This window comes from Cryobacterium sp. Hh7, assembly GCF_004403155.1.
Taxonomy (GTDB): domain Bacteria; phylum Actinomycetota; class Actinomycetes; order Actinomycetales; family Microbacteriaceae; genus Cryobacterium; species Cryobacterium levicorallinum.
Map to the genome: position 1 here is coordinate 182,595 of NZ_SOHG01000061.1, position 19,629 is coordinate 202,223.

Annotated in this window: 22 protein-coding genes; 13 read left to right on the forward strand and 9 right to left on the reverse strand. The window is 64.9% G+C overall.

What is annotated here, in order from left to right; all coding sequences use genetic code 11:
• The first annotated feature begins 41 nt into the window (after positions 1 to 41).
• From E3T43_RS16440 to E3T43_RS16460, 5 genes are all read left to right on the forward strand, one after another.
• The gene (locus tag E3T43_RS16440) at positions 42 to 215 is read left to right on the forward strand and encodes a CsbD family protein (protein WP_134442859.1); all 174 of its coding nucleotides are present in this window, start codon (positions 42 to 44) and stop codon (positions 213 to 215) included.
• A gap of 91 nt (positions 216 to 306) precedes the next feature.
• Positions 307 to 1,059, forward strand: a complete 753-nt coding sequence (locus E3T43_RS16445) for a hypothetical protein (RefSeq protein WP_134473188.1) — start codon at positions 307 to 309, stop codon at positions 1,057 to 1,059.
• The gene (locus E3T43_RS16450; RefSeq protein ID WP_134473189.1) at positions 1,056 to 1,472 is read left to right on the forward strand and encodes a phage holin family protein; all 417 of its coding nucleotides are present in this window, start codon (positions 1,056 to 1,058) and stop codon (positions 1,470 to 1,472) included. The genes E3T43_RS16445 and E3T43_RS16450 overlap by 4 nt, the downstream gene beginning before the upstream one ends.
• Positions 1,469 to 2,095 carry a DUF3618 domain-containing protein gene (locus tag E3T43_RS16455; protein ID WP_134473190.1) on the forward strand — a complete coding sequence of 209 codons (627 nt, stop codon included), beginning with the start codon at positions 1,469 to 1,471 and terminating at the stop codon, positions 2,093 to 2,095. The genes E3T43_RS16450 and E3T43_RS16455 overlap by 4 nt, the downstream gene beginning before the upstream one ends.
• Positions 2,096 to 2,278: 183 nt before the next feature.
• Entirely contained in the window at positions 2,279 to 3,352 is a 1,074-nt protein-coding gene (locus E3T43_RS16460; protein ID WP_370449997.1) for a YihY/virulence factor BrkB family protein, read from the forward strand.
• 93 nt (positions 3,353 to 3,445) lie between these two features.
• Here E3T43_RS16460 and E3T43_RS16465 read toward each other — a convergent pair whose 3' ends face one another.
• The 6 genes from E3T43_RS16465 to E3T43_RS16490 form a co-directional block, all read right to left on the reverse strand.
• A complete protein-coding gene (locus E3T43_RS16465; RefSeq protein WP_092107039.1) occupies positions 3,446 to 3,964 on the reverse strand; it encodes a CarD family transcriptional regulator in 519 nt (172 codons plus the stop codon).
• 11 nt (positions 3,965 to 3,975) lie between these two features.
• The gene (locus E3T43_RS16470) at positions 3,976 to 4,644 is read right to left on the reverse strand and encodes a TetR/AcrR family transcriptional regulator (RefSeq protein ID WP_134442863.1); all 669 of its coding nucleotides are present in this window, start codon (positions 4,642 to 4,644) and stop codon (positions 3,976 to 3,978) included.
• Positions 4,645 to 4,724: 80 nt separating this feature from the next.
• Positions 4,725 to 7,082: a trehalase-like domain-containing protein gene (locus tag E3T43_RS16475; protein WP_134473191.1), complete on the reverse strand. Its 2,358-nt coding sequence runs from the start codon at positions 7,080 to 7,082 to the stop codon at positions 4,725 to 4,727.
• A gap of 351 nt (positions 7,083 to 7,433) precedes the next feature.
• Entirely contained in the window at positions 7,434 to 8,159 is a 726-nt protein-coding gene (locus E3T43_RS16480) for an RES domain-containing protein (RefSeq protein ID WP_134442865.1), read from the reverse strand.
• Positions 8,156 to 8,545 (reverse strand): hypothetical protein, encoded by a 390-nt coding sequence (locus E3T43_RS16485; protein WP_104132280.1) that lies wholly within the window; start codon positions 8,543 to 8,545, stop codon positions 8,156 to 8,158. Before E3T43_RS16485 ends, E3T43_RS16480 begins: the two co-directional genes overlap by 4 nt.
• A gap of 223 nt (positions 8,546 to 8,768) precedes the next feature.
• Positions 8,769 to 9,113 (reverse strand): HPF/RaiA family ribosome-associated protein, encoded by a 345-nt coding sequence (locus E3T43_RS16490; RefSeq protein ID WP_104132281.1) that lies wholly within the window; start codon positions 9,111 to 9,113, stop codon positions 8,769 to 8,771.
• A 477-nt stretch (positions 9,114 to 9,590) separates the two neighbouring features.
• Here E3T43_RS16490 and E3T43_RS16500 point away from each other — a divergent pair, with 477 nt between their 5' ends.
• The gene (locus E3T43_RS16500) at positions 9,591 to 10,598 is read left to right on the forward strand and encodes an acyltransferase family protein (protein ID WP_134442867.1); all 1,008 of its coding nucleotides are present in this window, start codon (positions 9,591 to 9,593) and stop codon (positions 10,596 to 10,598) included.
• 7 nt (positions 10,599 to 10,605) lie between these two features.
• On the opposite strand, the gene E3T43_RS16505 is transcribed toward E3T43_RS16500, so the two are convergent.
• Positions 10,606 to 11,376, reverse strand: a complete 771-nt coding sequence (locus tag E3T43_RS16505) for a hypothetical protein (RefSeq protein ID WP_134473192.1) — start codon at positions 11,374 to 11,376, stop codon at positions 10,606 to 10,608.
• Positions 11,377 to 11,499: 123 nt separating this feature from the next.
• On the opposite strand from E3T43_RS16505, the gene E3T43_RS16510 reads away from it, so the two are divergent.
• From E3T43_RS16510 to E3T43_RS16540, 7 genes are all read left to right on the forward strand, one after another.
• On the forward strand, positions 11,500 to 12,345 hold the full coding sequence (locus E3T43_RS16510) for a MurR/RpiR family transcriptional regulator (RefSeq protein WP_134473193.1): 846 nt from the start codon (positions 11,500 to 11,502) through the stop codon (positions 12,343 to 12,345).
• Positions 12,346 to 12,490: 145 nt separating this feature from the next.
• The gene (locus tag E3T43_RS16515; RefSeq protein ID WP_166789425.1) at positions 12,491 to 13,186 is read left to right on the forward strand and encodes a tyrosine-protein phosphatase; all 696 of its coding nucleotides are present in this window, start codon (positions 12,491 to 12,493) and stop codon (positions 13,184 to 13,186) included.
• The gene (locus tag E3T43_RS16520) at positions 13,179 to 13,988 is read left to right on the forward strand and encodes a metallophosphoesterase (protein WP_134442871.1); all 810 of its coding nucleotides are present in this window, start codon (positions 13,179 to 13,181) and stop codon (positions 13,986 to 13,988) included. The genes E3T43_RS16515 and E3T43_RS16520 overlap by 8 nt, the downstream gene beginning before the upstream one ends.
• A gap of 9 nt (positions 13,989 to 13,997) precedes the next feature.
• Complete coding sequence (locus E3T43_RS16525) at positions 13,998 to 15,035, forward strand: ABC transporter substrate-binding protein (protein WP_134473194.1); 1,038 nt, start codon at positions 13,998 to 14,000, stop codon at positions 15,033 to 15,035.
• Between the two features lie 70 nt (positions 15,036 to 15,105).
• On the forward strand, positions 15,106 to 16,710 hold the full coding sequence (locus E3T43_RS16530) for an iron ABC transporter permease (protein ID WP_134473195.1): 1,605 nt from the start codon (positions 15,106 to 15,108) through the stop codon (positions 16,708 to 16,710).
• An 18-nt stretch (positions 16,711 to 16,728) separates the two neighbouring features.
• Positions 16,729 to 17,805: an ABC transporter ATP-binding protein gene (locus E3T43_RS16535; RefSeq protein WP_134473196.1), complete on the forward strand. Its 1,077-nt coding sequence runs from the start codon at positions 16,729 to 16,731 to the stop codon at positions 17,803 to 17,805.
• Positions 17,806 to 17,843: 38 nt separating this feature from the next.
• On the forward strand, positions 17,844 to 18,095 hold the full coding sequence (locus tag E3T43_RS16540; protein WP_134473197.1) for a hypothetical protein: 252 nt from the start codon (positions 17,844 to 17,846) through the stop codon (positions 18,093 to 18,095).
• 150 nt (positions 18,096 to 18,245) lie between these two features.
• Here E3T43_RS16540 and E3T43_RS19375 read toward each other — a convergent pair whose 3' ends face one another.
• Both E3T43_RS19375 and E3T43_RS16545 read right to left on the reverse strand, forming a co-directional pair.
• The gene (locus E3T43_RS19375; protein WP_241979045.1) at positions 18,246 to 18,506 is read right to left on the reverse strand and encodes a hypothetical protein; all 261 of its coding nucleotides are present in this window, start codon (positions 18,504 to 18,506) and stop codon (positions 18,246 to 18,248) included.
• A gap of 113 nt (positions 18,507 to 18,619) precedes the next feature.
• Positions 18,620 to 19,429, reverse strand: coding sequence for a permease prefix domain 1-containing protein (locus tag E3T43_RS16545; protein ID WP_241979046.1), 810 nt, complete (start codon positions 19,427 to 19,429; stop codon positions 18,620 to 18,622).
• Positions 19,430 to 19,629 lie beyond the last annotated feature (200 nt).

Genomic DNA, 19,629 nt, shown 5'->3' on the forward strand with positions numbered 1-19,629 from the left:
CGAACATCCCCCCAGAAACACCACACGAAGGAGAGAGCACGATGAGTGCATCAGACAAGATCAAGAATGCCGCGCAGGACCTCAAGGGCAAGGCCACGGAGGCCGTCGGAAAGGCGACCAATGATGATTCCAAGGTCGCCGAAGGCCGTGCCGACCAAACCTCGGCGAGCGCCAAGAAGGTCGGCGAGGACGTCAAGGACGTCTTCAAAAAGTAGCGCCAACTGCGGGTGCGGCGGGCACTCCGGCCCGCCGCACCCGCACTCCCCTGACCATTCGGTCAACCATCACGCCATGAAAGGAAGCACTATGTCCAACCTGTACGCAACCTCGCCGGCTTCGGGCGCCGACGACTCTGAGTTCGACGACGGGGCCGCGGTGACCGCCGCAAGCCACACGACGAACGTTGCCGCCGAGCAGGCCGAGAAGGTCGGCGATACCGCCATGCACGCGGCCAGTCAGGTCGCCGATGTCACCAAGGATGAAGTGGGAAAAGTCGCCGCTGAGACCAGAAGTCAGGCGAAAGACCTGCTGACGGATGCTCGCAGCCAGCTCACCGAGCAGGCCGGCGAACAGCAGGCCCGAGTCGCTGACGGCCTGCGCTCAATCAGCGACGAATTAACCCAGATGGCCACAGCATCCGACGCGGACGGAGTCGCGACCGACCTCGTTCGGCAGGCCGCGTCGCGCGCTGGCAGCATCGCCAGCTGGCTCGATGACCGCGACCCCGGGTCACTGCTCGAGGAAGTGCGTTCCTATTCCCGGCGCAAGCCCGGCACGTTCATCGCGCTGGCCGCGGCGGCCGGCATCCTCGCCGGTCGGCTGACCCGCTCGGTTGCCGCCGAGTCGGCCGATGACTCGGCGAATGAGCCGGCGCGTTCCGATCGGTCGCCGCGCACCAGATTCGACCCGGCGAGTGAACTCACCGACGACGAGCTCGCACCGCTGCACGCCCGGGGAGCCGGCATTGTCGGGCTCACCGACACCGCCGACCGTGCCAGCGTCGTCGAGCCCTCCGGCCTGCTCGGCGATGACCCCGACCTGAGGGTTCGCGAGCGATGACCGACCTGCACACTCCGTCGGAGCAGAAGGCCGCGGAGACCTCGCTGGGCGACCTGCTCGGGGAAGTCACCCGTGACCTGTCCACGCTCATGCGCCAGGAGCTGGAACTGGCCAAGGCCGAACTCCGCCAATCGGCGACTCGCGCCGGAAAGGGCGCCGGCCTGCTGGGCGGCGCCGGCTACGCCGCCATCATGGCCGTGCTGTTCCTGTCGATCGCCCTCTGGTGGGGCCTCGGCTATCTGGTCGGCAACGGCTGGTCCGGGCTGATCGTCGCCGGACTCTGGGCGCTCATCGGGCTCGTGCTCTACCTCATGGGCCGCAAAGAACTGAAAACGGTCAAGGGTGCGCCGCGCACCGTTGACTCCTTGAAAAAGATCCCCGACACACTCAAAAGGAATGAGGAAAACCGATGACCGATACCGACCGCACCCCCGATCAGATCCGGTCCGACATCGAGCGCACCCGGCGCGAGCTCGGCGGCGATGTCGACGCACTGGCCGACAAGGTGACACCGTCCAAGATCATGCAGCGCCAAACCGACAAGGTGAAGTCCGCAGTCGGCTCTGTGTCGGAGCGCATCATGGGTGCGGCGTCCCACACCGGCGATGCTGTCTCGTCGGCCACCGACACACTCGGCGAGCTGCCGCATCAGGCCGCCAACACGGCCAAGGGCAACCCGCTCGCCGTCGGACTCATCGCCTTCGGCGTCGGCTGGCTGGCCGCGTCCCTGGTTCCGGCCAGCGACCAGGAGAAGCAGCTGGCCGGCTCGTTGAAAGAGGCGGCTGCGCCCTTCATCTCAGAGGCAACGGATGCGGCGAAGCAACTGGCCGACAACCTGCGTGAACCGGCTCAGGAGGCTGTCGCTGCGGTGAAAGAGCGCGCCACCGACGCCGTCGACGAGGTCAAGTCGGCCGCGCAGGGGGCCGCAGACGACGTCAAGAAAGAGGCCCAGTCGGCCACGGACACGGGCGTCGACACGGCCACGGACACGGGCGTCGACACGGCCAAGCACAAGAGCGACAGCGACCTGTACTGATTCCGAGAACGGATGCTGCGGCTCGACGAGCCGCAGCATCCGTCTATTCGCGTCAATAGACCTGGCGAACCGAGCAATCGGTGCCAGATCGCCGAAGACGCAGTAGATTTCCACCGCCGGGGGTCGCGTTCGCCCTACAGAATCGCGAGCCCCAGCTCCCTTCCACTCGAGCAGGAGGCGTTCATGACAGGTAGCGGCATGGCAGACAAGGGACAGAGCCAGGACCTCGCCGATGCCCCGGCCCCCGACGACAACCGCAAGCCGGACACCCCGGCCGAGGTATCGAAGCGGTCGTGGAAGTACATCGCCAAACGCACCCTGAGCGAATTCGGCACGGACCAGTGCACCGACATTGCCGCATCGCTCACCTACTACGCCGTGCTGTCGTTGTTTCCAGCCCTCATCGCCCTGGTTTCGCTGCTCGGTGTGTTCGGCCAGGGACGACAATCCGCCGACACCCTGCTGACCATCCTCGCCTCGGTCGCCCCGGCCGATGCCCTCGACGTCATTCGCGGGCCGATCGAGCAGTTCAGCACCTCACCGTCGGCCGGGTTCGCCCTGGTGGCGGGGATCGCGGTCGCGATCTGGTCGGCATCCGGTTATGTCGGTGCTTTCAGCCGGGCCATGAACCGTATCTACGAGATCGACGAGGGCCGCACGTTTTTCAAGCTCAAGCCGACGCAACTGCTCGTCACCGTCATCGGTATTGCCCTGCTGCTCGTCTCCGTGCTGATCCTGGCGATCAGCGGCCCCATAACGGATGCCGTAGGCGCAGCCCTCGGGCTTGGCCAGACCGTGCAGCTGGTCTGGTCCATTGCCAAGTGGCCGTTGCTCGCGGCCGCCGTGGTACTGCTCATCGCGGTGCTGTATTACTTCACGCCGAACGTGCGGCAGCCGAAGTTTCGCTGGCTCAGCCTCGGAGCGCTGGTCGCGCTCGTGGCGATCGTCGTCGCCTCCCTGGGCTTCGGGTTCTACGTCACGACGTTTTCGAATTACGCCAAAACCTACGGTTCGCTGGCTGGCATCGTGATCTTTCTGCTCTGGCTGTGGCTGACTAACCTGGCCCTATTGTTCGGTGCCGAGTTCGACGCCGAACTCGAACGCGGCCGCCAGCTACAGGCAGGCATCGCCGCCGAAGCGAACATTCAGCTGCCGCCCCGCGGAACCAAAAAGAGCCAGAAGGCCGCCCTGAAGGAGATGCAAACCGTCACCGACGGCCGCCGCATCCGCAAGTCGCACGCCGCTCCGCGTCCCTGACCAGCCCTCTAATTGGTCCGGGGCCGGCTAGGCCAGGGCAAACAGGTGTGCACCCTCGTTCGCGCGGCGAACGAGGGTGCACGGTCAGGCAGACTAGACGGCTACTTCAACCGGCTCGTCGCTGACGACGTAGTTCTGAATTTCGATGAGCAGCAGGTCGCCGGCTTCCTGGTCGGTCAGGCCCTGGGCCAGAGCGAGCTCGGAAACGAGGATCTGACGAGCCTTTTCGAGCATCCGCTTTTCGCCGGCCGAAACGCCCTTGTCCTGGTCGCGACGCCACAGGTCGCGCACGACCTCGCTGACCCGGTAGACACTGCCGCTGGCCATCTTCTCCTGGTTGGCCTTGTATCGGCGTGACCAGTTGCCCGGCTCCTCGGTGAAGGCGTTCTGCAGAATTTCGTAGACGGCGCTCACCCCGGCGGCGTCGATGACGTCGCGCACCCCAACGAGCTCGACGTTGTCGACCGGCAGCTGAATGGTCAGCGCGCTGGTGTGCACGTTGAGGGTCATGAACTGCTTTTCGACGCCCTTGATGGTGCGGGTTGCCAGGGCCGTGATGGTGACCGCTCCGTGGTGCGGGTAGACCAGAGTTTCGCCGATTTCAATTTTCATGGAATGCGCCTTCAGTGTTGTGTGGGTGATGCAACGCGTAAGGGCGTTGCGCTTGAGGTCTGGGGGTCCTGCAGCCAACCGGGCAGCAGCGCCACGAGCTGGTCGACAAGTTCGTCGTCGGATACGTCGAGGTGGCCGCGCATCCAGGAGCCGATCAGGGTGAGCGCACCGCCAGCCACATAGGTCGTCACCAGTTCGGCGTTCACGGTCTCGTCGAAGACGAGCACCGACTCGAGCATGCGCGTGGCGTAGGCCTCGATGATCTGGTCGTGCGCGCTGCGGGTCAACGGCAGCTCGAGCACGCTCGCGTAGAGGGGAAAATTCTCGACCATATGCGCGACGAGCCGGCCGTACCCGAATCGGGCAGCGCTCTCGCCCGCTCTTAATGGGCGCAGATCCAGGCCGGCCGAGCCGATGTCGGCGAACTGGGCCTGCAGCAGCTCGGCGGCGAGAACGTCGAGGCTCGCGAAATGCGCGTAGAAGGAGCTGCGGCTGATTCCGGCCAGGCGCACAATTTCTGCCACTGAAACGGATGCCGCCGGCTGAGCAATCAGCGTACGGATCGCCGTGAGAATGAGCCCTCGGGTGCGCTCGGCCCGCGGATCGTGCGTGAGCTTGAACTCTGGGATAACGTCGACCGGCACCTCGGCCACGAGGCCGGGGTCAGTCAACGAAGTCATCCCTCTACTATAGCACTTTTCGGACACGTGTCCGAGACCCGGGCGCGTCCTCACGGCGGACTCGCGGAAACCGGCCGAAGCTACCGCCCGCGGTGCTCGTCGAGGAGCTGCGCGCAGCGGATGAAGCCGAGGTGCGAGTACGCCTGCGGGTGATTGCCGAGGTGTCTCTCGGTGGCCGGGTCAAATTCCTCCGACAGCAGCCCGGTCGGGCCCACGAGGATGACCAGCTGGTTGAACAGCGCCTCGGCCTCGTCGAGACGCCCAGCCAGGACGTAGGCCTCGATCAGCCAGGTCGTGCAAATGTGAAAGCCACCCTCGAGCCCGGGCAGCCCGTCGTCATAGCGGTAGCGGAACACGGTTGGACCAACGCGCAGCTCGCGCTCGACGGCGCTGACCGTCTTCTGAAAGCGCTCGTCGTTGACGTCGAGCAGGCCGGACAGCCCGATGTGCAGCACGGCGGCGTCCAGATCCGGGCTGTCGTAGGCGACGGTATAGGACTGGGCTTCCTCGCTCCAGCCCTCAACCAGAACTTCGTCGCGAATCGTGGTGGCGAGCTCGTGCCACCCGGCACCGACCTCGCGACCGTGCCGTTCCGCGGTACGAATGGCACGATCCACCGTCACCCAGCACATCGTCTTCGTGTAAGTGTGGTGCCGCGGCGAGCGCCGGGCCTCCCAGATGCCGTGGTCGGGTTCCTGCCAGCGACTCGTAACGGCCTCGACCATCTCAGTGAGCAGGTGCCACTGAAAGTCCGAGAGCGTTCCCTGCCGGGCGCTGAGCGTGTCGATGAGTTCGGCGACCGGTCCGAACACGTCGATCTGCACCTGGTTGTCGGCAGCGTTTCCGATGCGCACCGGGCGAGATCCGGCGTAGCCGGGCAGTGATTCGAGGCTCGCCTCCGTCGACAGCGACGAGCCGGTGACCGAATAGAGCGGATGCAGCCACTGCGCGCCGGGGCTGTCCGCCACGACTCCGGCCAGCCAGTGCAAAAAGCCGTCGGCTTCGTCGGTCGATCCGAGGTCGACGAGCGCCTTGACCGTCATCGATCCGTCGCGCAGCCAGCAGTAGCGGTAGTCCCAGTTGCGGGTTCCGCCGATGCCCTCGGGCAGGGACGTCGTCGATGCGGCGAGCACCGCACCGGTTGGTTCGTAGCAGAGGGCACGCAGCACGAGCGCGGAGCGGCTCACGAGCGACGGCTTGACGCTCGGCAGGGTGAGTGTGTTCACCCAGGCACGGGAGTCATTCATGACCGCGCCGCGTCTGGCTGCTTCGCCGGCAGCATCCGGAATATAGGGCTCGGTGTCGCCGCAGCGCAGGTTGAGCATGACTGCGCCGGCAGACAGATCGACGATGGCCGTGGCCGTTTCGTTGCGGCCGTCGGAGGTCACCTCGAACTCGACGCCCGGCGCCGACAGCGCGATGGGGTCCGGGGTTCCGGTGATGGTGACGACCCCGTCGGCCGCGTGCATGTTGAAGTGGGCGACGGCGTAGTCGGGTCGGGGCGCGAACACGATGCGGGCCAGACCGGTACCGGTGAGTTTGCGCACGAGGTTGGTGATCCCGAGCGGTGAGGGCTCGATGTAGTCGGTCACGGTGACGTCGGCCCAGCGGGTTTCGACGATCATGGTGTTGTCCACATAACGCTGGCCGAGAACGCGGCTTTTCTTGACCGGTTCGATCGAGAAGTGACCGGCCTCTTCACTGCCCAAAATGCTCGCGAACAGCGAGCCAGAATCGGGCAGCGGATGCGTCATCCAGCAGATGCGCGCTTCCGGCGTCACGAGGGCGGTCGACGTGCCATCGCCGATCATGGAGTGGCGTTCGATGGCAACGACGTGCTGGCCGAACAGCCAGTCCTTGCGCAGTTCAAAGAGCAGGGCCAGCAGTTGCGCGAGCATTTCCGGACCACTGACCCGGTGGGCGGCGACGGATTCTCCGTCGCCGATGCGAATCCCCAGGTCGGGGCCGTGCAGGGTGTTCATCGCCATCTCATCGCTCGCACCGTCGCCGGCGAAGAAGGCGGCACTGACGCCCAGTCGGGAGCGCAAGCGGTCGAGGGCCGCGCCGGAATCCTGCCTGGTCGCGTCACCGTCGTCGGTGTCGAAGAACTCTGAGTCGAACTCGGCGCCGTTCGAGCCGACCAGGTGCACCTCGCGGGGCAGTCGGGAGTCAGCGGCGAGGTCGCGCAGGGTGCGCCCGCTCATCACGGCCGTGTGGGTGTTGGGCAACGCGGCGAGCGCCCGCAGTGCGAGCGCCGACTCGACGAGCAGCTTCGAGGGCACATCCGACGCGCCGTGATACGACAGGGTGCCACCGTAGTTACATGCCACGAGGAGGGAGGGCGTGCGCGCCAACTGCTGCAAGTCCTGCAGGATCTCGCGCGACAACCCGGCCAGGCTGCGCGGTAGGTTCTTGGACAAGTTCAGGCGTTGGGGCATGAGGGAGTTCCTAGCAGAGGAGCAAACAGAGGGGCACCGCTGCCAATCGCTGGGCAGACCTAGGCGACGTTACCATCGGCGCCGGGCTGCACGAACTTCTGGCACGAGGTTGCCAGCGTCGGCCGGCCATCGCGCGCTAGCTCGCGGCACTCCTAAACGCTCGCGGCCCTCCCCCCACGGGGTGCCCCGAGTTTGAAAGGGTGCCGCGGCAGCTTCACATCCTGGTCCGCGGGCCCGGGCGGCACGTGCTTGAGAGGTTCGTCTCGGTTGGAACACGGGACAACTTCTCAAACACGTGCCACGAAACGCTTAGGCGCGCGGATGCCTCGCACAGTGCCGACGAACGAGCCGTCAGTTCGTCCAAGTCAGGCCCAGTGTCGCGAAGGCCGCAACGAGCTCGGGAGTCTCCGGGGCCAGATCGATCGCGGTGACAGCACTCAGCAGTGGCGAGGAATTTGATTCGGCCGACGGACGTTCAAAGATTGCCCAGAGTTTGAGGTCGTCGCCGTGCCTGGAGGCGAACTCGATGCCGTCGACCGAGGGCTCGGTCTGCTGGTACAGCCAGCTGGCGATTGTGCGAGTCAGATCTCGTGGCAATGAGTTTTTCATCGCTGACGCATCGAAATCGACGGCTCCGTAACGATGGGCGATGTCGATGAACCGTGGCCAGAGCGATGCGATGGTGCCAGCGGCAGCGACCGCACAGAATGTGCCTTGCAGTGTCGCCCTTGATGCGCAGCGATCCTCCAGCCAGCGGTAGCTGACGGCGGCCGGCGCTCGAGCGGGGAACTCGATCGCGTCGGCTGGGTCCTCCACAATGTCTTCGAGGGTGACGCCCAGATGCGGATCACAACGGTATTTGGCGAACACCTCGATTAAACAGGCGAGGAGCGATTGACCTGCATACACGGTCCTGAATTGACCGTTGATGTCATCCCACCGCCCGTTGAAACGGCCGGCGTCGGTTGCGTGCTTCCAATCGCTCCAAGACCACGGGTCGGGGCGAAAGCCCACCCGCCAGACCGTCCCTGGGTTGACGCTCAGAACGAGCTCCAGCTCAGGCACGCCGACGATCACCCAAACGCCACAAACGAACGAGCGGCAGCCAGAACTGCAGGGCCCCCGGTAGCAAGGTCCTGCTCGAGCAGCACCCGGGCCGGCGCCGTATCGCCCAGCTCAGGGTTCATGCCTTGAAACCAGCTCGATACCGTCGAAGCCGCCTCGCGCTCACGCAGCAACGCCATCACATAAAAAGCCGTACGCAGCCGCTGCATAGTCTCAGCCGACGGCGTCCGTGTACCTTCGGCCCACTCTCTTACTGCGCGCGTCTCACGCACGCCACCGAGATAGGCGACCAGTTTCGCTCCGAGCGTCTCGCGGAGACCCGCCACGATCTCCGCCGGCGGCAGGCGAAGAGAATCTTCATACGCGCGCAGACCGGGCCGTGCAGTCGTAGTGCTCATAAGTCCATTTCACACCGTCGCCGAACAAATCGCAAGCAAAACACTGAAATCCGACGCCAGCATTTACACCCGAGATCACACCCAAAATCCCAAGGCTGCGGTTCTCCGCAGCCCTCTGGGCGCTCGCGGCACGTGTTTGAGAGGTTCGCCCCGGTTTAAACACGTGACAACTTCTCAAGCACCAGCTGAGCGGATGCCGCAGCGCGGCATCCGCTCAGCGCAGTTAGACGACCTCGCCCATCGGGAGGTTGCCCTTGCGGGCATCCAGCTTGCCGAAGTGGCTCTCCAACAGGCTCTTCATCTTGTGCAGGGCACCGGTCAGGGCTTCCTCCACGGCGTTGGCGTTCTCGGTGACGACGACGGGCGTGCCGCCGGCTGGGCGGGCCTCGAGGGTGCACTTGATGTCGTCGGCGCTGCTGCGGCCGGCGCTGCCGTCGGAGAGGTGAACCTCAACCCGGGTCAGGCGTTCGCCGTAGCGCGAAAGGGACTCTTCGACAATCGTTTCGAGCGCGCCAGAAACCCGCTCGGTGCCGTCAATATTGCTGTCGGTATTCACGATGACCTGCATAATTACTCCTCCAGTTGCTTACAACTTCAGGCTACCGCTCCCGCATGTGAGCGCCGGTTGGTGACGCGTGGTATGCGCACAGCTGCGTCTGAGGCTTGAGTCGTTCGTGTTCCCAACGTGAGGTTGCACCAATGAAGATTCTCGTCGCTTTCGCGCCGCAGTCCCTGCGCTGACCCTCGCCATTTCGGTTCCGGCGCGAGTGCCTTCAACACCTCTGAGGACCTCGGATTCAGCGCCGCCGACCTCGACCGACCTGTCGGCACCGACGAACCCAGCAACAATCTCGACCGGTAGAGCGTCGACCAGCTCGTCGACGCCCTGCTCGGCTACCGGGGAGCGCTCATCGTGGTCAGCCACGACGACGCGTTCCTCGCCCGGCTGCACCTGACGACGACGCTCGCACTTGATCTGACCGGCGCGCTGGCGGAAAGCGCGAACCCGACTGCGTGATGCCGCAAGAACCCGTAGCCTATTCTCATGCAGACGAGGCCTGACCGGGGCGAACGGGTCGTTGCCATCGACATCACCCGCGGGCTGGCGATCATCGGCATGTTCGTGGCCCATGCCATTCCGCGCGCGGGTGACGCCGAATTGCTCGTCGATGGGCGCTCCTCCATTCTGTTCGCGACCCTGGCCGGGGTATCGCTTGGAATCATGACCGGATCGGCGCATCCGCTCGGTCGCGGCCAACGTTCGGATCGCGTCGTCGGCATCGTGGTGCGCGCGCTGTTTTTGTTTCTGCTCGGCCTGGTGCTGTCCAGCCTGCACAGCGGCATCGCCATCATTCTGCACTTCTACGCCCTGATGTTCCTGCTGCTTCTGCCGCTGTTGTTTCTGCGTCGGTGGCTGCTCTGCCTGATCGGCGTCGCGTTTCTGCTGGGGGTGCCCATGCTCGGCGCCGCCCAGGCCGACGTGGATGTCGACCAGCCCACGCTCGCCTATTTCGTCGACTATTTCTTTCTCAACGGCACCTACCCGGTGCTGATCTGGATGCCGTTTCTCCTGGCCGGACTGATCGTCGCACGGTCCGATCTGCGGCGTGCGAAAACCCAAGTCGCCCTCGTCGGTGTCGGCGCGTCAGCGGCGGTGGCCGGTTACGGCGCGGCCCTCGTGTTCCCCGGGGTCAGCGCCGAGGCGCACTCCGGATCGATCGCCGAAGTGATCGGCTCTGGCGGGCTCGCCATCGCATTGATCGGCGCGCTGCTCTGGCTCACGGCGGTGGAACGTGGCCGGCTGGGTCGGATGCTCCGCGGCATCCTCTCGCCGGTCGGAGCGACCGGATCGATGGCGCTGACCGTCTACACCCTGCAGATTATGGTCCTGGCCATCGTGGTCGCCGGCGGCCGGGAGGTCGACTACCCCGGCTGGCCGTTGCTGATCTGGATGCTGCTGCTCACGTTCATCCTGGCCAGTCTGTGGCGCTATCTTCTGGGCCAGGGTCCGCTCGAGCGTCTGCTCGCCGCGCTGACCCGCGCGCCGCGATAGAACTGACTCAGCTGATGCCTCCCATGCGCTCGAGCGCCGCGCGCATGATCTGCGCTTCGGGCGTCGCGGCCACGTGGTGGTTGGTGTAGATGCCGACGAGCCACTGCAGCACCTCGTCTTCGCTCATCGCGACGGCGGTCCAATCCACCCCGGGCTCCGCCGCGGTGCGGGGCTCCCCGGTTTGCGGGTCGAGCCAGGCGCGGGCGATCGGCACGTCGGGGTCATCGTTGTTCATGTTCCAGAGCAGCGCGATCGGGTGGTTGTCGCCGTCGATGTGTTCGTGGTCGACCCGCCCGGACCCCAGCCACGGCAGGGTCAGCAGCTCACCGATAATGTCGACCTCGATCAGTTCGAGCTGGGTCGGGTCCGTCTCGGGAACATAGAGCGTGAAGCCCTGCTCGAACCACTCGGCGGCCTCATAGATCGAGTCGAGCAGCTCACCCCGTCCATCGATCTCCTGCACCAGAATGAGCGCCCATTCGAGCAGAATGGCGGTTTGATCCTCCGGCCACGGGCTCTCGTACGGGTCGGCGGTGCCGTGATAGTGAAAGCTGGGGCCGGCTTCATCGAGCAGCACGTGCAGTTGACCGCTGTCGTAATCGATCGACAGGTTGAGGGCCTCGCCCTCGTCGTCGCGGTCGGCGAACAGGTCGGGATGGGCCAGCTCCGGCGGCAGCGTGATCGCTGCAGCGAGCCGGGCGCCCAGATCGAGAACGACGCGAAACTGAACGGTGGGAAGGCGCAGGGTTTCATCCTGCTCGTAGTGCTGGTCTGACATATCCAAAGTTTATCGATCAGGCGCGGGCGTGGTCGCCGGTCCGGCCACGCTTGGCGCATTGATCTCGCGTTCACGGGGTCTCGCTACACTTTGGGCAACTACAGCCGAGGAAAGTAGGTCGCCATGAGTGCCGTCATATCTGATCCCCCGACGGGCACGAGCCTGGTCCTCACCCGGCTTCGAGCTTCGCTCCTCGTGCTCGGGCCCAGCGAGCGTCGGGTCGCCGAAGCAATATTGGCCGCCCCGGCCACGGTAATCGAATGGTCAACGGCCGAGCTCGCCCAGGCCGCCGGCACCTCGACGGCTACGGTCAGTCGCGCCTGCCAGTCATTGGGATTTCGTGGCTTTCAACACCTGCGACTGGAGGTGGCCCGATCGGCTCCTCTCGCGGTTTCGCCGCATCACCACGCGCTCGATCAGATTTTCACGGATGCAGCGGATGCGATCAGCCTGGGTCGCCAGAGCCTCGATCTGGTCTGCGTAGAGGCGGCCGTCACCGCACTCCTGTCGGCGAATCGGCTCGTTCTGGTCGGGTCGGGGTTTTCTGCTCCGCCATTGCAGGATGCAGCCATGCGGTTCGCGACGGTGGGCCGGTCGGTTGAAGCGCCCAGCGATATCCTGGCCCAACAATTCGCGGCCACCTCGCTCGGCACCGGTGACGTTTGCCTCACAGTGAGTTATTCGGGGGCGAACACCCACACGCTGCACGCCTGCCGAGCAGCCAAGGAAGGAGGTGCCACGATTATTGCGGTCACCAGCTTCGGGCGTTCTCCGCTCACTCAACTCGCCGACATCGCGCTCGTCACGAGCCCGCTCTCCCGGGCACACGTCATCGACCCCTATTTAAACCGCCTCAGCCATCAGCTCGTCCTCCACACCCTGCACGCCGAATTATTCGCGCGCAGCGACACGAACTCCATCACCATGCGCAACGTCGTGGTCGACGCCCTCGAGGAGGATGAGCGCTGACCGGCCGTAAATCAACGCCGGGCGTAAACATTCCGTCTACCAGCCGTGTGTGCTCCGTTTGCCTCCCGTTTAGCTGACCAACCTACTTTTGCTCTTGTAACCGCGTTTCACACTCCGTGAAATGCTGAAACGGGGGCATTCGATAATGGCAATCGTCACGCTCGAGGGCGCCTACAACGTGCGCACGTCCGGCCTGCCGGGTGTGTTTCGCGGTGCCGCGCTCGACGAGCTCACGCCGGCGGGGACCGCTACCTTCGCCGGCCTCGACATCTCGGTAGTCATCGACCTGCGCGAGGTCGCAGAGCGCGGTCCGGTCCGACACCGCGCCGCGGTCGTCCACAACCCGATCTATCGACTTCCCGACGGCCCGCCGGTCACCGGAACGCTCGAGGCGGTGTACCAGCAAATGCTCCAGACGCGTGGTCCGGAACTCACAGCGGCCGTCGCTGTCATTGCCGAGACGACCGGTGCCGTGTTCGTACATTGCTCAGCGGGCAAAGACCGCACCGGGTTGGTGGTGGCCCTCGCGCTGCTCGCCGTCGGAACTCCCCGACCCGAAGTAATCGCTGACTACGTACTCTCGGCCGAGCAGGTCGCCCCCCATCGACACGACCACGCTCGAACCGTCCTCGGCAGTTTCCAGCTGACAGGCGCCCAACTGGCCGACGCAATGCGTCTTCATCTGGACAGCCCCGAAGACGCCCTGATGTTTGCCCTGGCGCAGATCGATGAGCTCGGCGGGAGCGTCGCCTACCTGCGCAGGCACGGTCTGACCTCTGCCCAGCTCCATCAGCTCCGCACTCGGCTGGCGGACGCACGCGTTCGGACCGACGATGAGTAACGAATCGGGAATTTTCAGCATCCTGCATCTGAGCGATATTCATGCCACTCAGGGCAACCTGTTGTATGGGCAGATCGATGGACTGGCCCGGTTACACCAAGTCGGTGACTACGTGGTTGCGGCCGGAATGACGCCGGAGGTGGTGGTGGTCACCGGCGACCTTGCCCAACGGGGGCACACCGAGGTTTACCCCGAGGTGAACCTTGCCCTCCACGACCTCGGCGAACGTGTGCAGGCACCCGTGCTCACTGTTCTCGGAAATCACGATTCACCAACGGATGCGCGCTCTCTCACCGATCATGAGACCAGCCACTATCGCAGCGTCATGATCGGCTCGCTACGCTTCGTGTTGCTTGATTCGAGTAGCGGCTCGCTCGGTGAGGAACAGCTGAGCTGGCTCGCCGCAGAACTCACGACATCGTGGGGAGTGGGAACCGTAATCGCCATGCACCATTCCCCCGTTCCGTCGCCACTGCCCACGCTCTCACGCACCGGGCTGCGCGATGCCCCGGCATTTGCGAGGGCGATCGCCGGGTCCGATGTTCGCATCATTCTCGCCGGTCACTATCACCACCCCATGTCGGCCACCTTTGCCGGAATCCCCGTCTCGGTGGGGCCGTCGCTGGCCTACCACCAGATCATGAATGCCGGCCCGGACACGGTCGGTGGCCACGACCTGGCCATGTTCTCGATCGTGCAACTCGCCGACGGGCAGATCAGCACAGCCCCCGTCAGTCTTCACCCGGACCCCCCACTTTTCACTTCTCCCGCTCCGCAGTACTCCTTCGCATCACGACCCTAAGGAAAAGACATGTCTTTGAGAAAATCTCTCGCTCCCGCAGCGGCATTAGCGCTGATCGGGATAGCTCTGACCGGATGCAGCGCCCCGGCCGACGCCTCCACTGCGGCAGGCGACGCATCCACCGTGGTTGCCGACGAGGCGACCATCACCCTGTATACCTCGGAGCCACAGGAGAAGATCGATGCCGTGGTGAGCGCATTCAATGTCAACCACCCCGAGATCACGGTCGAGGTGTTCCGCGCCGGCACCGGCGATCTCACCGCGCGCATCGAATCCGAGCGCGTGAGCGGCGACGTGCAGGCCGACGTGCTTCTCGCTGCAGATGCCGGAACCTTCGAACGCTACAAAACGGATGACCTTCTCCTCGCCTATTCCCCCGCCGACGTCGAGTCCCTCGACCAGGACGTCGTGGACCCCGAGGGCTTCTACGTGGGGACGCGCATCATTCCCACCGTGATCGCCTACAACACCAACCTCGTCGACACTCCGCCGACGTCGTGGCAGGACCTCACCGACGCCGGCTATGCCGGCCAGATCACCATGCCGAACCCCGATGTTTCCGGTGCTGCAGCGTACAACGCCGCGGTCTGGAGCGACTCTGACGAGCTCGGCGACACGTGGCTGCAGGCACTCGCGGCCAACAAGCCGATCATTGCGGAAAGCAACGGGCCTGTTTCCCAGGCCGTCGCATCCGGAACCAGCTCCGTCGGTATCGTCGTGGACTACCTGGCCCGCGAGCTGAAGGCCGCCGGATCTCCGATCGACCTCATCTACCCGAGCGAGGGCGTGCCGTACGTCTCCCAGCCGGTCGGCATCTTCGCCAGCACCGACGAGCAGGCAGCCTCCGAGGCCTTCGTCGACTTCCTGGTGAGTGAAACCGGTCAGACCCTCGCCGTCAGCCAGTCCTACCTGCCGGTGCGCAGCGACGTCGGAACCCCCGATGGCGCGCCGTCGATGGACGATATTACGATCATCACCCCTGACCTCGCGGTCATCAGTGTGATCCAGGCTGCGGCAGTGGCCCGATTCAATGAGCTCTTCCAGTAAATTGCTCCATCAGGGCCCGGTCGAATCCGACCGGGCCCGTCGCGCTTCCCGGCCATCTCGGTTCGCGCGGGTGGATGGTGTTGACGCGGTGCGGGTGGCATTGTGGTGCGCGGTATCCGCTGTCATACTGCTCCCGCTCGGCGCACTTCTCGCCCTCGCCTTCAGTCAGAATCGACTGGAGCTGCTCCTGACCGGTGATGTCGCGCAGGCGGGTCTGAACAGTATTGTCTCGGCCTCCGTATCGGCCCTGTTCGCCGTCATTGTTGGCACCGTCATCGCCCTCTTGTTGGATCGCAGCGACCTGCCCGGCCGTCGGGTCCTTCGGTTATTCGCTCTATCACCGCTCCTGGTTCCGCCGTTTGTGGGAGCGATCGCCTGGATTGGGATCGCCGGCCCGGCAGCACCGGTCAATACCTTGTGGACGCAATGGTTCGGGTCCCCCCTGTGGAACATTTATGGCGGTGATGGAGTGGTATTTCTGCTCACCGTGCATTCCTATCCCGTTGCGTACATCATCGTCGCGGCTGCACTACGGCGAGTGCCGTCCGACCTGGAGCAGGCCGCCCGCATTAGCGGGGCCTCGATCGGGCGCGCCGTGCGACACATCACGTTGCCGCTGTTGCGTCCGGCCTTTCTCTCAGCCTTCACCCTGATCGCAGTGTCCAACCTCGCTGACTTCGGAATTCCGTCGATCATCGGGCTGCCGGAACGCTATGTCACCCTGTCCACCCTCGTTTATCGGTACATCCAGTCCGGAACCGTCGACGATCCACTCCAAGTGGTCGCAACGGTCGGGGCGATACTGATGTTGTGCGCGGTAGTGGCCATGATTGTCGATATTCTGGCGGCACGCAGCACCTGGGAGCTGGACGCATCCGCTTCGCCAGCGCAGTTGCTTGGCCTTGGGCGCTGGCGACTGGCCACGACGGTCACCACGTGGGGCACTCTGCTGGCTCTAACCGTGCTGCCCCTGCTCGCCCTGATCAGTCAGGCCCTGTTGCCGGCACCGGGAATTCCGCTGACCTTGCAGAACATCACGCTGGATAATCTGAAGCGCGCAACGACGTCGCCCAACGCCATCGCCGGAGCGGCCAACTCCATCATGCTCTCGGTGCTGGCCGGCGTGATCTGCACGGTTCTCGGCCTCGCCATCGGCACCCTCGTGACACGAACTCGAGCCCGCTCGAACGGGATGCTGCGCGCGGTCGCGATGTTGCCGCAGGCGCTGCCGGGGCTCGTCATCGCCGTGAGCTGGCTGATTATCGCCCCGCGAATCGGACTGTTCAACACCCCGTGGTTGATCCTGTGCGCTTACGTTATGGCGTTCATCGCCCTCGTCGTGCAGTCGGTGAGCGCTCCGCTTCGGTCGACGCCTCTGACCGCGGAGGAAGCAGCGCGAGCGTCGGGGGCGAGCCGGCTGCGCGCTCTCGTGGACATCTCGTGGCGTATGGCGATACCAGCCGCGATCGCCGGCGGCACGCTGGTGGTCCTGACGGCGGTTCGTGAGCTGACCATTTCCGTGCTGCTGCTCGCGCCCGGCTCCCAGACTCTGGGCGTCACCATCTTTAGTCTGCAGCAAGCCGGTTCCTACAATGCAGCATCCGCTCTCTCCCTCGTCGTCACCGTGCTCGGCCTTGCTGGCTTGGGGCTCACCGCACGGCAATCCCGCCGCTAACCCTTAGGAGGACGCATCATGGCATCTGTAGATCTGCACTCGGTCGGCTTGACCTATCCCGATGGCACCGTTGGCCTCGACGCCATCGACCTGCGTATCGCCGACGGCGAATTCGTTGCCCTCGTCGGTCCGTCCGGTTCGGGCAAAACGACGTTGTTGCGCACAATTGCCGGTTTTCTGGCTCCGACCACCGGTCTGATCCGCATCGGTGAATTCGTGGTCGCGAACGCGACGACGAATGTAGCGCCGGAACGGCGACACCTCGGAATGGTCTTTCAGCAGCATGCTGTCTGGCCGCACTGGAACGTCGCCCGCAACATCGCCTACCCGTTGAAGCTCGCAAAAGTATCCAGAGTCGAGCGGGAGGAGCGCGTCGCGGCGGTTATGCAGCTGGTTGGGCTCGAAGGTTTCGGCACCCGAAATCCGACCACGCTTTCGGGTGGGCAACGCCAGCGGGTGGCACTCGCCCGAGCGCTGGTCGGCAACCCCCAAGTGCTGCTTCTCGATGAAGCGCTTTCGGCACTCGATGAGCCGTTGCGCGATGCTCTTCGCCTGGAGCTCCAGTCGTTGACTCGCTCCATCGGGTTGACCGTGGTGCACGTGACGCACGACCGCGACGAAGCGCTCGCTCTCGCCGACCGGGTGGTTGTGCTCGACCAGGGGAGCATTCAACAGATCGCGTCGCCGCCAGAACTGGTGTCACACCCCGCAAGCGCCAGCGTGGCGCGGTTCATGGCCGATGCAACTCTTTTCGAAGGAGTGGTGCACGCCGCAGGTTTCACTGCATCGAACCACCCGTGCGCGGTCGGACCCGACGTTCTCGGTACTCGGTTTCAATTCGGCGAGGAGGGAACCCTCGCCGTTCTGCCGGAGGACGTGCGGCTCGACGCCGACATCGATGGTGCCGCCGAAGTCACCTCGTCATTGTTCGGCCGCAGCGGCAATGATGTCATCGTGGATTGGGCCGGCGTACGGGTTCGCTGCCGCGTCACCGGCCGTCGGCCGCTGGTGGGAGAACGGATGACCGTCACCATTCACCGCGCCCTGTTTTATCCCACCGCGTCCCTGGCTGTGCGGGAGGCCGCCGTGCGATGACCTCGCGCTGCAAGGGCGGGCATGGCCGACTGCGCCGAATGAATATCGAACTGTGGTGGCCCAAGCTGACTCCGTCGACAAGGGTAGGGCTGTTGGAGAACAACGGCGACGCTGTGCCGCCGCAGGTCGTCGCGGAGGTCACACGGGCTGGCGGATCGGCCGCCATCGATAGCGACAGCGAGGAATCGGACTACTACCTGTCCGACGAAGACGTCGAGTGGATCGAGACGGTCACCAACGAGGAAGAGCCCACCGAGGGCCTCATCCTCAGCAAAGTACGTCGTACCTGAAATAGCAAAATTTGAGCTCTCGAAATGTCATCGGTGCCATGACCGCGCCCGATACTGGGAGCCGCTACGCCGGTTACCGTGGCGGCCACCCATATCGGGGGCGCTCGCGGGCACTGAGCGGATCGGCCGCACTCCGGTGCACGCACGCGCTCACGCGAAGCCGACCACCAGGGGGCAAATCACCACCACGATAGGCGCCCACACGCCGTAAACCGGCAGGTACCGCGTCTGCGAGCCTTCGAGCGCCGTGAACGCGCGTCGACCGCGCAGAAATCCGATCGCGAGCCAGGCCGCGCGCACCAGGTGCGCGAGCAGCAGCGGGTTGAGGCCAAGCACGGCGATCTTGTTGGGGCTGAAACCGAACTCGGGGATGCGCGCCAGCATCGCGGTAAGCATCACGGCATCGACCACCAGCGCTGACCAACGCCAGCTGGAGGGCGTCGAACAGCCCCGGCTGGGCGACCGAGTCGCGGGCCGAGATCGAGTAGAGCAGCAGGCTCAGCACGAGCACCAAATGGCGTCCATCAGGATGAGTAGGTTGCGGTCAACGGTGTATCCAGGCCGCGGACGGTGGCGAGCACCCCGATCACGGCCAGTAGCATGAGAATCGTCAGCGGAGTGAACACTCGGGTGAGCCCGACCAGTACGGCCCCGCCCAGGGCCAGCAGCGTGACGAAGATCGCGAGTTCGCCGGTGAACCGCACGAAGTCCGTCCGCCTGGCGTCTGAGCGCCACCGGACGCCGACGTAGGCGACCCCGACCAGCACCCAGAGCAACACCGGGGCGTGCAGCGCGGCGAGAACCTCGGTGGAGCCACCGGCCGCGAACGGGTAGACGTTGGGCAGCACCGCCAATGCGGCAAACGAGACCAAAAGGGTTGCCGCGACCGGTACGGTGCGCCGGCGCTTCCAGCCGAAGTAGACGGCGAGAAACGGAAAGCCCAGCAGGCCCAGATTGCGGGCGAGGCCCATTTCGCCGTTGGACCAGGTCAGGCCGGCCTTGACGGCCAGCCCCGCCCCCAGGGCGATGCCGCGCACCACGGCAAGTTCGCGCCAGGCCGGCGCGCGGGTGGCGTCGGCGTCGTCTGGCACGAGTACGAGCTGCTTCCCGAGCCGATCGGAGTGTTCCCGGGCGAATTCCCGAGAGACGGCGTCGAGGTTGCCCAGCCGCTTGATCGCCACGAGGAACGCTTGGTCGTGGTCGAGCCCGTTGGCTAGCGGGTCTTCGATCTGCTTACGCAGGTGGTCTTCCGGCTCCTCCACCTCAGCGGATGCGATGGCGTGGCGTCGCAGCGCGTAGCCGCGCCACCGGTCGATCTCGGACGACCTGCCCACTATCCCGGGCGTCGCAGAGGCCTGGGGCCACAGCGTGCTGCACTGCCCGTTTTGCCACCGTTGGGAGCTGCGCGACCAGCGCATCGCAGCGATCCAGGCTTACCCTGAATCCACCGGTTGACCTTGAGGTTTTGACGGCGCGTTAAACCGAGAATGCCCCTCTGACCAGCTAAAATAGTTGTTATCTAGACAAGCTATTC

Excerpts from the sequence above, each read along its gene's own strand:
- E3T43_RS16440 (WP_134442859.1), top strand. The coding sequence starts at position 42 with ATGAGTGCATCAGACAAGATCAAGAATGCCGCGCAGGACCTCAAGGGC.
- E3T43_RS16445 (WP_134473188.1), top strand. The coding sequence starts at position 307 with ATGTCCAACCTGTACGCAACCTCGCCGGCTTCGGGCGCCGACGACTCT.
- E3T43_RS16450 (WP_134473189.1), top strand. The coding sequence starts at position 1,056 with ATGACCGACCTGCACACTCCGTCGGAGCAGAAGGCCGCGGAGACCTCG.
- E3T43_RS16455 (WP_134473190.1), top strand. The coding sequence starts at position 1,469 with ATGACCGATACCGACCGCACCCCCGATCAGATCCGGTCCGACATCGAG.
- E3T43_RS16460 (WP_370449997.1), top strand. The coding sequence starts at position 2,279 with ATGACAGGTAGCGGCATGGCAGACAAGGGACAGAGCCAGGACCTCGCC.
- E3T43_RS16465 (WP_092107039.1), bottom strand. The coding sequence starts at position 3,964 with ATGAAAATTGAAATCGGCGAAACTCTGGTCTACCCGCACCACGGAGCG.
- E3T43_RS16470 (WP_134442863.1), bottom strand. The coding sequence starts at position 4,644 with ATGACTTCGTTGACTGACCCCGGCCTCGTGGCCGAGGTGCCGGTCGAC.
- E3T43_RS16475 (WP_134473191.1), bottom strand. The coding sequence starts at position 7,082 with ATGCCCCAACGCCTGAACTTGTCCAAGAACCTACCGCGCAGCCTGGCC.
- E3T43_RS16485 (WP_104132280.1), bottom strand. The coding sequence starts at position 8,545 with ATGAGCACTACGACTGCACGGCCCGGTCTGCGCGCGTATGAAGATTCT.
- E3T43_RS16490 (WP_104132281.1), bottom strand. The coding sequence starts at position 9,113 with ATGCAGGTCATCGTGAATACCGACAGCAATATTGACGGCACCGAGCGG.
- E3T43_RS16500 (WP_134442867.1), top strand. The coding sequence starts at position 9,591 with ATGCAGACGAGGCCTGACCGGGGCGAACGGGTCGTTGCCATCGACATC.
- E3T43_RS16505 (WP_134473192.1), bottom strand. The coding sequence starts at position 11,376 with ATGTCAGACCAGCACTACGAGCAGGATGAAACCCTGCGCCTTCCCACC.
- E3T43_RS16510 (WP_134473193.1), top strand. The coding sequence starts at position 11,500 with ATGAGTGCCGTCATATCTGATCCCCCGACGGGCACGAGCCTGGTCCTC.
- E3T43_RS16515 (WP_166789425.1), top strand. The coding sequence starts at position 12,491 with ATGGCAATCGTCACGCTCGAGGGCGCCTACAACGTGCGCACGTCCGGC.
- E3T43_RS16520 (WP_134442871.1), top strand. The coding sequence starts at position 13,179 with ATGAGTAACGAATCGGGAATTTTCAGCATCCTGCATCTGAGCGATATT.
- E3T43_RS16525 (WP_134473194.1), top strand. The coding sequence starts at position 13,998 with ATGTCTTTGAGAAAATCTCTCGCTCCCGCAGCGGCATTAGCGCTGATC.
- E3T43_RS16535 (WP_134473196.1), top strand. The coding sequence starts at position 16,729 with ATGGCATCTGTAGATCTGCACTCGGTCGGCTTGACCTATCCCGATGGC.
- E3T43_RS16540 (WP_134473197.1), top strand. The coding sequence starts at position 17,844 with ATGAATATCGAACTGTGGTGGCCCAAGCTGACTCCGTCGACAAGGGTA.